This window comes from Sphingosinicella terrae, assembly GCF_003347635.1.
Lineage (GTDB): Bacteria > Pseudomonadota > Alphaproteobacteria > Sphingomonadales > Sphingomonadaceae > Allosphingosinicella > Allosphingosinicella terrae.
The window spans coordinates 123,073-135,444 of record NZ_QDFY01000001.1 but is presented as its reverse complement, the minus strand read 5'-3'; the positions used below and the strand labels follow the sequence as shown (position 1 = coordinate 135,444).

Below are 12,372 nucleotides of genomic sequence, written 5' to 3'. Positions count from 1 at the left end.
ACAATTATGAGAGACTACTATTCCGTGGCGAGGCGCGCAAGAGGCGGCGGAGCTCCCGCCGTCGTTCGGCCGGGCCTGTCCGTTCAGGTCGGTTTGACGAAGGCGGCGCGGGCCTGCTCGGCCTCCGGGCGGATCACGCAATCGGCGTCATGGTCGTCGACCAGCCCCATCGCCTGCATGAAGGCATAGACGGTGGTCGGCCCGACGAATCGCCAGCCTCTCTTCTTCAGGTCCTTCGACAGAGCGATTGATTCGGGCGAGGTGGAGCGGGTCTGCGGCGTCTCAAGCGCCGACTGATCAGGCTCGAAGCGCCACAGATAAGCGGCAAGCGAGCCTTCGCTGTGGATCAGCTCGAGCGCCCGAGCGGCATTGTTGATCGCCGCCTCGATCTTGCCGCGGTGGCGGACGATGCCGGGATCGGCCAGCAGGCGCTCGACGTCCTTGCGGTCGAACCGGTCGACCGCCGCGGGATCGAAGCCGCAAAAGGCACGACGGAAATTCTCGCGCTTGGCGAGGATGGTCCGCCAGCTCAGCCCGGACTGGAAGCCCTCCAGGCAGATCTTCTCGAACAGGCGGCGGTCGTCGGCCATCGGAAAGCCCCATTCGCGGTCGTGATAATCGAGGAATTCCGGCGCCGCCGCGCTCCAGCGGCAGCGCGGCCGCCCATCGGGTCCCGGGATCGTCGCCATCGTCTTCCTCCGCCGTGCCGTGCGGTCGAACCTGCCCGCGACGGCGGCACGAGGAAAGCCTTGAAGCGGACTCAGGCCATCAGGACGTCGCCCGCGCCGCCCGCCGACGCGCAAAATAGGGGCGGAAGAACATGTAAAGGCCGCTGATCATCAGCGGCGCCAACGGCGCCAGCGGCGAATAGACCAGCCAAGGGGGCGGCTCGCCCTGCGACATCGCCGCGAAATTGGCGACGACGGTCAGCGTGAAGACCATGCCGAGCCAGCGGTGGCTCGTACGGATCAGCTCGTGCAAAGTCATAGCGGCCTCCCTCGAAGATCAACCAGGTCGGGATGGGGCACATGATCAGCCCTGGGCGCGGGCCTGGATCATCTTCCAGCCATTGCCGGAGGGATCGCGGAAGCTGGCGTCGGCCGACCCATAGCGCTCGATCGGCTCCTGCGTGAACTCGACGCCGCGGCCGCGCATCGCCTCGAAGGCGGCGCGGATATCGTCGACGACCAGCACCAGCGGCGGCATCGCTCCCTTGGCGACCGCCTCTTCGAGCCGCTGCGCCGTCGCTTCGTCGACCATCGGCGCCTGCGGCCGGAACAGGCCGAGCTGGAAATCGGGCTGATCGGGATGCTGGACCGTCAGCCATCGATAATCGCCATTGCGCGCGTCGGTATGGACTCGAAAACCGAGCTTGCCGACGTAGAAATCGACGGCCTCGTCCTGATTTCGAACGTAGAGACCGGCTACCTGGACACCCTGGGTCATGGGACCTCCCTTTCTGATGGCCCGCCCCTATCGTCGGCTTGCAACCGCCGCTTCTCCGAAACTGCTATTCTGAGATCGGGCCGATGCGCGGCGCTGACGAAGCAATGCGGCACGCGCTCGAGATCGTGCCGGATCGCCTGCAGTCGCTGGCGCAGGTCGCCGGGGCTTTCGCCGGTAATGTCGCGGAACGTGCGGCCGAAGGTGCCCAGGCTGCTCCAGCCGGTCTGGAAGGCGATGTCGGTGATCGCCAGGTCGGTGTCGCGCAGCAGCGCCGTCGCGCGCTCGACGCGGCGGGTAAGCAGGTAGCGATGGGGAGGAATGCCGAAGGCCTGCCGGAACGAACGCGCGAAATGCGCCTCCGAAACGCCGCTCACCCGCGCGAGCCTGCGGACGGGCCAAGCCTCGTGGGAGGCGGCATCCATCCTGTCTCGGGCACGCAGCAGCCGGCGGAGCAGCCGCGGATCCAATGCCGGGACGGAGTTTGCGCTGGAGGGCGGCGCGCTGCGGGTCATCGTTTCCGGATCGAGGCTGGAGGGGCGTCGATGATGGCCGCCCGCCTTGCGCTTCGCAACGGCAAGCGACTCTAGCCGGTCGGCGCCTGTCCGGCCCGCCCCGCTGTCGGCTTGGTCCAACCGAGGCGCCAGCGCACCACCAGGCCAGGTTTCCCATTCGTGAAGTCCAGGGGCGAGGCGTGGAGCCGGGCCACGGCCCGCACCAGCGCCAGCCCGAGCCCGAAACCGGCGATGCCTGCCGCTTCGGGCGCCCGGAAGAAGCGCTCGCCGAGCCTGCCGAGAAGATCGGGCGGGATGCCCGGGCCAGTGTCCGTCAGCGTCACCACGACCGCATCGGCCTCGCGCCTTGCGTCGAGCGAGACCGCGCCCCCTTCGGGCGTGAACTTGATCGCATTGTCGATAAGGTTGCTGACCGCCTGGAACAGCAGGTCGCGGTCGCCGGAGACGGTGAGATCGTCCGTGACTTTCGTCTCCAGCGCGATCCCGCGATCCTCGGCGAGCGGCGCGTGATAGTCGGCGGCGTCGACGAGCAGCGCGCCGAGATCGACCGGCGCGAGCTCGACCGCGTGCCGCTGCGCCTCGATCCGGGCGATCCGAAGGACGGCGTCGAACATCCGCGCGAGCCGATCGGATTCGGCGAGGGCGCGCTCGCGAAGCTCGGCGGCGCGGTGCGGCGAGGCCGATCGAAGCTCGGCGAGGTCGGCCTGGAGCCGCGACAGCGGCGTGCGCAGCTCGTGGGCGACGCTGTCGGAGACCCGGCGCACCGATTCCATCGATGCCTCGATGCGGTCGAGCATCGCGTTCAGCGTCGCGCCGAGCCGATCGAAATCGTCCCTCGGCCCGCGCACCGGAACGCGGCCGGTAAGGTCTCCGTCCATCACCCGGCGCGCGGCGTTGCCGAGCGTATCGAGGCGGCGCCCGATAGCCCGGCTCATCAGCGCCGCGCCGACGAAGACGAGGACGAGCAAGGCCGGCAGCAGCCAGACCGCGGCGCCGCGCACGGCCTCCTCGATCTCGTCCAGATCCTCGATGTCGCGGCCGACCAGGAGGCGCGCACCGCCCGGCAAAGGCCGATCGAGGACCAGCGCCTCGTGATCGTCCTCGTCGCCGTCGCGATAGACGTCCGCCTCGATGCGCAGCCAGCGCGCCCCGGACGGCGCCGGCCAGCTCGGCAGGTTGGCGGCGATCACCCGCCCGTCGTTCGCGATCAGGGCGTGATAGGCGACGCGCGGCGCCATCGCGGCCGCCCGCCGCTCGAGCGCCGCGGCGAGCGCCCCCTCGCCCCCGACGCGGTAGAGCCTTTCTAGGCGGGCCGCCTCGCCTTCCAACCCGGCCTGAACCTCGTTGGTGGGATGGCGGATGCTCACCCAGTAATAGAGGCCCAGCAGGATCGCGACCGACAGGGTGAACAGGGCCGCGTAGAGCAGGGCGAGGCGGAAGGAGAAGCTGCCGAGGAGGCGCATCGGGCTAGCGGTCCCGCATCCGGTAGCCGGCGCCCCGCACCGTCTCGATCAGCGGCTCGGCGCCGGCGGGCTCGAGCTTCTGACGAAGCCGGCTGAGATGCTGGTCGATGACGTTGGTCTGGGGATCGAAATGATAGTCCCATACATGCTCGAGCAGCATCGAGCGGGTCACGACCCGGCCGGCATGACTGGCGAGGTAGGTGAGGATGCGGAACTCCCGGTCGGTGACGTCGATCCGCCGGCCAGCGCGGGTGACCGTCCGGGCGATGGCGTCCAGCGCGAAGTCGCCGATCTCGATGCGCGCGGAAGTCTCGGCCGCAGGCTGGCGCCGGCCGAGCACCTCGACCCTGGCGACGAGCTCGGACAGGGCGAAGGGCTTGGGCAGATAGTCATCGCCGCCGGCGCGCAAGCCGCGGACGCGCTCGTCGGTGTCGCCGAGCGCGCTGAGGATCAGGACCGGCGTGGCATCGCCGGTCGCCCGAAGGGCCTGCAACAGCTTGAGCCCGTCCAGGCCGGGCAGCATGCGATCGAGGATGATCAGGTCGAAGCGATCGGAAGTGGCACGGACGAGGCCGGCCCTGCCATCGGCGATCGGCTCGACGAGATGGCCTTCCTCGCGCAGCGCCTTCGCCACGAAGGCGGAGACGCGCGCATCGTCCTCGATCAGCAGGATCCGCATCGGCCGAGCTTGGCAGCACGACGCCGCGGCGGGAAGCGGCGCCGCCAACATTGCGAAAATCAAATCTTGCGGCAATCCGGGGCCAAGCAAGCCATTCTATGCTCGCCCGATGATTTCCCTTCATCGATCCCGCGGCGAGGCGCGCGAATGCGGCTGTCTCGCCGCGACGGTCCGGCTGCTGATCTGGGCGAGCCGCAACGGCGCGGCCGAGCGAGCGGCCCTCCCCGCCCCTCGAACCGTGCGGCCGGCTCGATGCAGCTGATTTGCGGTCTGTTCGGCCACTGGCCGGAGCCCGGCAGGCGCCGGCGGCACGGTCGCGATCAGCACGGCCGCTGCGTGCTCTGCCAGCGCGGCGTGGTGCGTCGTGATCAGGACTGGATTCTTGCCGACGAGCCGGATTCGGCGCCGCGCGGACCGGGCGTTCCCTGATCCGGCCGCGTCGCCGGCGTTCCTCGGACCGGCTTGGCAGCGCCGTGCCGCCTTCGAGAGACCGCTTGCGAAGCACAAGCGGTCGAGCTAATTCCAACCGATTGCAGCCTGCAAGCGGCAGGGCGAAGCGAGGAAGGAGCGTGCCATGGCCAAGCTCGTGTTCGGTATGAACCAGTCGCTGGACGGCTATGTCGACCATATGGCGTTCGGGCCGTCCCCCACGCTCTTCCGCCACTTCATCGAGCAGGCGCAGGGACTGGAGGGCAGCCTCTACGGGCGCCGGATGTACGAGATCATGCGCTACTGGGACGACGAGCATCCCGAATGGGATGCCGACCAGAAGGCCTTCGCCGTAGCGTGGCGCAGACAGCCCAAATGGGTCGTCTCGCACTCGTCCGAACCGGTCGGGCCCAACGCTTCGCTCGTCGAGGGCGATCTCGAATCGGCCGTCCGCAAGCTGAAGGCCGAGCGCGGCGGCGAAATCGAGGTGGCCGGGCCCGATCTGGCGCACAGCCTCACCGAATTCGGGCTCATCGACGAATATCAGATCTACCTGCACCCGGTCGTGCTCGGCCAGGGCAAGCCCTATTTCGCCGGGCCACGGCCGCGGCTCCGCCTCAAGGCGGCCGACCGGATGGACGACGACGTGATCCGGCTGACCTACGTTCCCGCCTGACGAGACGCTAACCCAGCCGCTCAGCGAAAAGGCGGTCGGGTGAAGGCGATGGGCCGCGCCGGATCGCCGCCATCAGGCTCTCGGTCATGGCGGGCTGGAGGGCCGTCTTGCCGTCGGCCGGGGCGCGGATCGCGCGGGCGAGGTCCTCGAGCGAAACACATGGGTCCGGCCGTCGGGCTCGGGGACTTTCAGCCTATGGTCAGCCGTGCCCGGGTGCGGCAGCATTGCGGCCTCATTCGGGAGAGGTGTCATGGCCAGGACGAGGAAGTCGACATTCGCAGCATGGGCCGCCGCGGCAGCACCCGCTCTGGCCGCCGCGACGCTGGCGCAGGCGCAGCCGGCACAGTCCCCGCCCGCGGCGGCGGCGCCGGCGCCTCGGCCGGCTACCCCGGTCGAGGAGAATGTGCTGGTCGAGACCTGGAACGAGCGGGTGAGCGCCGGCGCTCCGGTCGGCGCCTATCCGGAGTTCGACGGCTGGAGCCTGGGTCTCGCCATGCCCCTCGCCCGCTCGGAGCATGCGATCGCCGAGCTGGACGGCAAGATCTGGGTGCTCGGCGGCTATCCGCCCGGCCGGCTCCCGTCCAACCTCGTCCAGATCTACGATCCGGTGGCGAGCCGCTGGACGCTCGGGCCGCGCCTTCCCCAGCCGATCCACCACATGATGGCCAAGGCGGTGGGCGGCCGGCTCTTCGCGATCGGCGGCGAGATTGACGGCGCCAGCACCGGGCGGCCGGAGATCTTCGTCAATCACGTCTGGATGCACGATCCGGCGATCGGCGGCTGGGTCCAGCGGGCGCCGATGCCGACGCCGAGGAGCGGCGGCGGCGCGGCGGTGGTCGACGGCAAGATCTACGTCGCCGGCGGCCGCCCGCCCGGCGGCTCGGCCTTCGAGGTCTACGATCCGGCGACCGACCGCTGGGAAAGGCTCCCGGACCTGCCGACCCAACGCAACCACCTCGCCATGGCCGCGGTCGATGGGCGGATCATCGTCGCCGGCGGGCGCACCGGCCCGGGCGCCATGGCCGAGCGGGTCGACACGGTCGAGATCTATGATCCCGCCACCCGCCGCTGGAGCCGCGGCGCGCCGCTGCCGGCACCGCGCGGCGGCATCACCGCCGCCGTTCATGCCGGCTGCCTGTTCGTCTTCGGCGGCGAGGGCGAGCGCACCCACGTGCTCGGACTGACGCCGACCACTTACGCCTACGATCCGCGCGCCGACCGCTGGACGCGGCTGCCGGACCTGCCGATCGCCGTCCACGGCCTCAAGGGCAGTGCCGTGATCGACGGCCGCATCTTCCTCCCCGGCGGCGGCATCACGCTCGGCGGCAATTCCGGCACCAACGCCATGCAGGTCTATCGGCCGACGTTGCGCTGCGCGTGACGGCGCGGTCCGTTCAACCTGCGGCTCCAGACGCGCGGCGGTGCATCGGCTACAGTGGGTGCCGACCAGGGAGCGCGCGATTCGATGGCGCGCAAGCGACGCCGGCACGACCGGACAGGAGGCGGGATGATCGACGGAGTGACGCGGCGAGGCTTTCTCGGGGCCGGCGGAGGAATGGCGGCCCTGTCGCTGGCGACGGCGGCCAGTCCGGCCGCCGCCTGGCTTCAGGACAGCGGCGCGCCGCGGGCGATCGGACAGCCGATGCCGCGGGGTGCCGAGCTTCCCGCGACTCCGCCGCGGCCCCGGCGCCCGGACAGCGTCGGCTTCGCCATCGTCGGGCTCGGCGGCTATGCGCTCAACCAGATGATGCCGCGCTTCGCCGAGGCCCAGCGCGCCCATGTCGCCGCGATCGTTTCCGGAAATCCCGACAAGCTTCGGCGCGTCGGCGATGCCTACGGCGTTCCGGCGGACGCGCGCTATTCCTACGAGACCTTCGCGCGCATCGCTTCGGACGACCGGGTCGATGCGATCTATATCGTCCTGCCGAGCGCGTTGCATGCGGACTGGACCGAGCGCGCCTTCGAAGCCGGCAAGCATGTCCTGTGCGAGAAGCCGATGGCGCTCTCCAGCGCCGAATGCGAGCGGATGATCGCGGCGAGCCGCCGCGCGGACCGCAAGCTCATGATCGCCTATCGATCGCATTTCGAGCCGCACAATGTTCAAGCCATGGAGCTGATGGCGCAAGGCGCCGTCGGCGACATCCGGCTGGTGCGGACCGAGCAATCCTATCGCATGGGCCCGACGAGCCCGAGCGAGAACTGGCGCGTAAACCGGGCGCTGGCCGGCGGCGGCCCGCTCGAGGACCTCGGCATTTACGGTCTCCAGGCCGCCCTCTATCTGACGCGTGAGATGCCGGAGAGCATCAGCGCGGCCACCTTCCGGCCGGCGAACGACCCGCGCTTCGCGGAGATCTTCGCCCATGTCTCCTCGCAATGGCGGTTTCCTTCGGGCGCGGTGGCGCAGCTGGCGACATCCTACGATTCCGCCGGCGCCAATTTCGTCCAGGTCCAGGGCACCACCGGCGCGCTGTTCATGGACCCGGCGACCAACTATTCCGGGCAGCGTATGTGGCTGCAGGCCGGCGGCCGCCGCGAATTCAACCCGGGAGACCCCGGCGTCCAGTTCGCGGGCCAGCTCGACCATTTCACCGATGCCATTCGCGACGGCACCGCGATCAGGACTCCCGGCGAGATGGGGCTGCGCGACCTGCGCCTGATCGAGGCGATCTATGCCTCGGCGGAGCAGGGCCGAACGGTTCGGCTGAACCCCGACGGCACGATGAGGGCCTGAGGCGACGCCCCGAGGCAATCGGAGCGGCCGCGTCAGGCGCAGCCGATGCATCGGGCGGCGGCCAGGGCAGGAACGCCGGGCGACCGGCCGTTCGGCGGATCCGAGACCTGGTGCCCCCGGTCGGACTCGAACCGACACTCCTTGCGGAACTCGATTTTGAGTCGAGCGCGTCTACCAATTCCGCCACGGGGGCCCGCGCGGGCCGGCACTCTCTAATCGGCGTCCGCCGCGCGGGCAACAAGCGTGTGCGTGGCGCCCGGGCCGGGCTCAGGCGAAGACGTGGCTGGCGTCGCGCTGCTTGGGATCGCTGCCATAATCGTTGGGCCCGGGCGTGCCGTCGATGAACATGAAGACGAGAAGCACCAGGCTTCCGACGATCGACAGGATGCTGAGCAGGCCGCCGAGCATGCCGAGCACTGCCGATCCCTCGGCAGCGCCGGCGCCGCCGGCAAGGCTCGCCGCAGCCATGACGGTGAGCGCGAGCGCGAGCAGATAGGGCCCCCAGAACAGCATGATCCACCAGCCGCTGCGATTGGTGTCGTGCAGCCGCCGCACCGTCACCGCGAGATTGGGGATGAAGAAGGCCAGGCTGCAAAGGCCCCAGAGGCCGTAGAAGATGAGCGCGGCGCCGCCCGCCGCGACCATTCCGGTCGCGTCCTGGCTGAGCATGGCCGCGCCGCCGATCGCCACCACCAGGATCGCGAAGACCAGGCCGAGCAGGAACTGGAACAGCACCCACATCCAGAATTCCATCCGGCGCGAGCGGCCCGAAAAGTCCGCATAGCGCTTCAGCGGCATGAACATATGTTCCATCAATCCTCCCCTCGGCGATGCGGCCGCCGGGGCCGGCGTGCGGCCCCGGCGGAAGCGTTCAGGCGAACACCCGGCTGGTGTCGCCCTTGGGATCCGGGCCGTAGCGGTTCGGTCCGCGAGTCCCTTCCATGCACATGAAAACGAGCACGACAAGGCTGCCGAGCGGGATCAGGTTCAGCAGCACCATCCAGCCGGACTTGTCCTGGTCGTGGAAGCGGCGGGCCTGAACGGCCAGCGCCGGCACGAACATGGCGAACGCGAACAACAGCAGCAGGATCATCGAGACGCCGAATCCGGCGCCGACCTGGCCGGACGTCGATGTGCTCAGCATCCCTCCGAGCATGAAGGTGTAGAGCACGACATAGACGATCGTCAGGAACAGGGCGAACATCCAATATTCCTTGCGGCGCGAGCGTCCGGAAAAGTCGGCGTACCGCCTCAACGGCATGAACATATATTCCATGATCTTTCCCCTCTTGGTCGGAGCCCCCCGGGACTCCGCGGGCTCCCAGTCCGGCCGATGCGCAAGCGAGCCAACCCGACTGCGACCGAGGCGGCACGGGGCGCGACAAGGACGCCGCGAGTCGAAAGAGGCGAACAAGAGTGGCGCGGCCCGGCGCCCGGAGGGTCATCCGGACGCCGGACCGGAAGGCTCAGGCGAAGACCTTCTGGGCGTCCTCGCCCTTCGGATCGGGGCCATATTCGTTGGGCCCCTGGGTGCCGGGCTGCACATAGAGATAGAGGAGGTAGAGGTTCACGAGCGGGACGAAGGCGAGCAGCACGAACCATCCGCTCTTGCCGATGTCGTGGAGCCGGCGGATCGATACCGCGAGGCCGGGGATGAAGACCGCCAGGGCGAAGATCATCGTCAGCCATCCGCCCGACATGTTGAAGCCGGCGGAGCCGCCTTCGGCATAGCTGTCGGCGGTGCCGCCGAGGCCGAGCGCGGCATCGACATACATGAGCACGAAATAAGCAACGAGGACGAACAGGACCCAGAGCCAATATTCCTTCCGGCGCGACCGACCGGAAAATTCGGCGTAACGCTTCAGCGGTGCGAACATATATTCCATGGCGCATCCCCCTTCGTTGCCGCAGGCTTGCGGAAAGTGGAGGATCGGTCATTTCGAGCACGTAATCAAGCACGAGTAGCGCCCCTACTGACGGTCTGCCCGCGACGCCGCCGCGGCCGTCAGAGGTCGTCGAACCGGCCCGCGCGCCCTCGCCCACCGGCGAAGCGGGCGGCGCCGTCGCGGGCGCCCTGACTGAGCGGCGCCTCGCCGCCGCGCGCTTCCGCGCGCAGCGCTTCGCCCAGCGTCAGTCCCCATTGCGCGTGGGCCGAATTGCGATCGGCGCGCAGGCAGACCTGCGGGAAACCGGATATCTCATGCGCGAGCCGCTCGGCCTCGGTGCGAGCCTGCCCCGCCGCCGCCAGCCGGTCGGCAAGACCGATCGACAGCGCCTCCTCCGCCGCAACCGCGCGCCCGGTCAGGATCATGTCGAGCGCCCGCCCCTGGCCGACGATCCGCGGCAGCCGGACGGTGCCGCCGTCGATCAGCGGCACGCCCCAGCGCCGGCAGAATACGCCGAACACCGCGCTGGCCGAGGCCACCCTCAGATCGCACCACAAAGCGAGCTCGAGCCCGCCCGCAACGGCATAGCCCTCGACCGCCGCGATCACCGGCTTGAAGAGCAGGCGACGGGTCGGACCCATCGGCCCCTCGCCTTCCGGATCGTGGCCGCCTCCCCCTCCGGCGAACGCCTTGAGATCGTAGCCGGCGCAGAAATGGCCGCCGGCGCCGGTCAGCACCGCGACCTCGGCGCCTTCGTCCGCCTCGAAGGCATCGAACGCCTCGCGCAATTCCACCGCCGTCGCCGGGTCGACGGCGTTGCGCCGGTCCGGGCGGTCGAGGATGACGGTCGTCACCGGACCTCGCCGCTCGATACGGACGCTCAAATCCGTCGCTCCCGGCCTTCCCAATAAGGCTCGCGCAGCGCGCGGCGCAGCGGCTTGCCGACCGCGCTCAGCGGGATGGACGGCACGAAGTGCACCGACTTGGGCGTCTTATAGGCCGCCAGCCGCTCCCGGGCGAAGGCGATCAACGCAGCCTCGTCGCCCTCCCCCGGATCGTGGAGCACGGCGAAAGCCGTGACGGCTTCGCCCCAGGTCTCGTCCGGCAAGCCGACGACCGCGACCTGGGCCACGGCCGGATGGGCGACCAGCGCATCCTCTACTTCGCGCGGATAGACGTTGTAGCCGCCTGTCACGATCATGTCGGAGGTCCGGTCGATCAGGGTCAGGAATCCTTCCTCGTCGAAGCGGCCGATGTCGCGGGTGCGAAGCCAGCCGCCGGGGAGGAAGGCGGGGATCGCCGGATCGGCATAGCCCTTCATCGTGAAGGGCGCGCGCACGACGATCTCGCCAGGCTCGCCGGCGGCGACCTCCACGCCCGTCTCGTCGACCAGCCGCACCTCGCATTCCACGCTCGGCCTCCCGCAGGAAAGCAGCCGCTCCGGCGTCGCGCCGACATGCTCCTCCTTGCTCATCCGGCAGATGGCGAGCGGCGCTTCGGTCTGCCCGTAATATTGGACGAAGACCGGACCCCAGATGTCGAGGCCGCGCTCGAGCACCGGCCGCGGCATGGGCGAGGCGCCGTACAGGATCGTCTCGACCGAGGCGAAGTCGGCGCGATCGACGTCGGGCAGCTGGAACAGCATCTGCAGCATGGTCGGCACGAGATTGAGCGCGGTGGGGCGCCAGCGCTCGATCGCCTCGACATAGGAGGCTGGGCTGAAGCCGGGCAGGATCGCCGCCGCACCGCCGCCCAGCCAGTAGGGCAGGACGAAGGTGCCGCTGGCATGGATCATCGAGGCCGCGTGAAGCATGACGTCGCCCGCCTTCGGCGCGACGAGGTTGGTGAGGACGTTGTGCACCACCGCCGAATAGCTGGCATGGCTGTGCCGCGCCGCCTTGAGACCGCCGGTGGTGCCGGAGGTGAACAGCGACAGGATGATGTCGTCGGGATCGTGGGGCAGCCGGGGATCGCAGTCGGAGGCGTCGGCGGCGAGCGCCAGCAGATCGGGTCCGATCTCGCCGTCGCCGAGGCCATAGACGGCGAGATCCGGCAGCTCGGCCGCGATGGCCGCCGCCCTCTCCTTCTGGGTGGCGCCGTAGACCAGCATCCGCCCGCCCGTCGCCTCCAGCATCGCGACATGCTCCGCGAGCGAGAGCCGGCCGTTCAACGGCGTGCGGACCAGCCCCGCCTTCGAGCAGGCGAAATCGCAGGGCACCGAATGGAGGCCGTTGTCGAGCAGCAGCGCGACCGGACTGCCCTTGACGAGGCCCAGCCCGGCGATGAACAGGTTGGCAATCCGGTTGGACAGGCGCTCGACCTCGCGAAAGGTCAGCCGCTGGTCTCCGAACAGGATCGCGACGCGATCGCCATGGCGCATCGCGCCGCGGCGGATGAGCTCGGTGACGAGCATTGACCTCTCCTTCGCGAAGGAGTGTGGATCGGCCCGGCCGCTGTGGCAAGCGCAGGCACCGCCCGGCGAGCGCCGAAACCGGGCGAGATAGGACCTCGACCTCGCCACCCCAGCGACTATGGAGGCAAAGCGAAAGG

General features: G+C 69.5%; 14 protein-coding genes and 1 tRNA gene. 3 read left to right on the top strand and 12 right to left on the bottom strand.

Annotation, left to right across the window (positions count from 1 at the left end):
* Positions 1-83 precede the first annotated feature (83 nt).
* The 6 genes from DDE10_RS00655 to DDE10_RS00630 form a co-directional block, all read right to left on the bottom strand.
* Entirely contained in the window at positions 84-689 is a 606-nt protein-coding gene (locus tag DDE10_RS00655; RefSeq protein WP_114950804.1) for a DNA-3-methyladenine glycosylase I, read from the bottom strand.
* A gap of 79 nt (positions 690-768) precedes the next feature.
* Positions 769-987 carry a hypothetical protein gene (locus DDE10_RS00650; protein WP_114950803.1) on the bottom strand — a complete coding sequence of 73 codons (219 nt, stop codon included), beginning with the start codon at positions 985-987 and terminating at the stop codon, positions 769-771.
* 45 nt (positions 988-1,032) lie between these two features.
* The gene (locus tag DDE10_RS00645; RefSeq protein ID WP_114950802.1) at positions 1,033-1,446 is read right to left on the bottom strand and encodes a VOC family protein; all 414 of its coding nucleotides are present in this window, start codon (positions 1,444-1,446) and stop codon (positions 1,033-1,035) included.
* Entirely contained in the window at positions 1,443-1,820 is a 378-nt protein-coding gene (locus DDE10_RS00640; RefSeq protein ID WP_284734352.1) for a helix-turn-helix transcriptional regulator, read from the bottom strand. The genes DDE10_RS00645 and DDE10_RS00640 overlap by 4 nt, the downstream gene beginning before the upstream one ends.
* A gap of 209 nt (positions 1,821-2,029) precedes the next feature.
* Positions 2,030-3,421 (bottom strand): sensor histidine kinase, encoded by a 1,392-nt coding sequence (locus tag DDE10_RS00635; RefSeq protein WP_114950801.1) that lies wholly within the window; start codon positions 3,419-3,421, stop codon positions 2,030-2,032.
* 4 nt (positions 3,422-3,425) lie between these two features.
* Positions 3,426-4,100, bottom strand: a complete 675-nt coding sequence (locus tag DDE10_RS00630) for a response regulator transcription factor (RefSeq protein ID WP_114951653.1) — start codon at positions 4,098-4,100, stop codon at positions 3,426-3,428.
* Positions 4,101-4,674: 574 nt separating this feature from the next.
* Between DDE10_RS00630 and DDE10_RS00625 the strand changes: the two genes are divergently transcribed.
* The 3 genes from DDE10_RS00625 (at position 4,675) to DDE10_RS00615 (ending at position 7,936) form a co-directional block, all read left to right on the top strand.
* Entirely contained in the window at positions 4,675-5,205 is a 531-nt protein-coding gene (locus DDE10_RS00625; protein ID WP_114950800.1) for a dihydrofolate reductase family protein, read from the top strand.
* A 250-nt stretch (positions 5,206-5,455) separates the two neighbouring features.
* Positions 5,456-6,586 (top strand): Kelch repeat-containing protein, encoded by a 1,131-nt coding sequence (locus DDE10_RS00620; RefSeq protein ID WP_162806168.1) that lies wholly within the window; start codon positions 5,456-5,458, stop codon positions 6,584-6,586.
* Positions 6,587-6,712: 126 nt separating this feature from the next.
* A complete protein-coding gene (locus tag DDE10_RS00615; RefSeq protein WP_114950798.1) occupies positions 6,713-7,936 on the top strand; it encodes a Gfo/Idh/MocA family protein in 1,224 nt (407 codons plus the stop codon).
* Positions 7,937-8,044: 108 nt separating this feature from the next.
* Here DDE10_RS00615 and DDE10_RS00610 read toward each other — a convergent pair.
* The 6 genes from DDE10_RS00610 to DDE10_RS00585 form a co-directional block, all read right to left on the bottom strand.
* A tRNA-Leu gene (locus DDE10_RS00610) sits at positions 8,045-8,129 on the bottom strand.
* Between the two features lie 74 nt (positions 8,130-8,203).
* Entirely contained in the window at positions 8,204-8,749 is a 546-nt protein-coding gene (locus tag DDE10_RS00605; RefSeq protein WP_114950797.1) for a DUF805 domain-containing protein, read from the bottom strand.
* Between the two features lie 58 nt (positions 8,750-8,807).
* Complete coding sequence (locus tag DDE10_RS00600) at positions 8,808-9,212, bottom strand: DUF805 domain-containing protein (protein ID WP_114950796.1); 405 nt, start codon at positions 9,210-9,212, stop codon at positions 8,808-8,810.
* Positions 9,213-9,402: 190 nt separating this feature from the next.
* Positions 9,403-9,822: a DUF805 domain-containing protein gene (locus tag DDE10_RS00595; RefSeq protein ID WP_114950795.1), complete on the bottom strand. Its 420-nt coding sequence runs from the start codon at positions 9,820-9,822 to the stop codon at positions 9,403-9,405.
* A gap of 119 nt (positions 9,823-9,941) precedes the next feature.
* Positions 9,942-10,706 carry a crotonase/enoyl-CoA hydratase family protein gene (locus DDE10_RS00590; RefSeq protein ID WP_114950794.1) on the bottom strand — a complete coding sequence of 255 codons (765 nt, stop codon included), beginning with the start codon at positions 10,704-10,706 and terminating at the stop codon, positions 9,942-9,944.
* Positions 10,703-12,235, bottom strand: coding sequence for an AMP-binding protein (locus DDE10_RS00585; RefSeq protein ID WP_114950793.1), 1,533 nt, complete (start codon positions 12,233-12,235; stop codon positions 10,703-10,705). Before DDE10_RS00585 ends, DDE10_RS00590 begins: the two co-directional genes overlap by 4 nt.
* Positions 12,236-12,372: the final 137 nt, after the last annotated feature.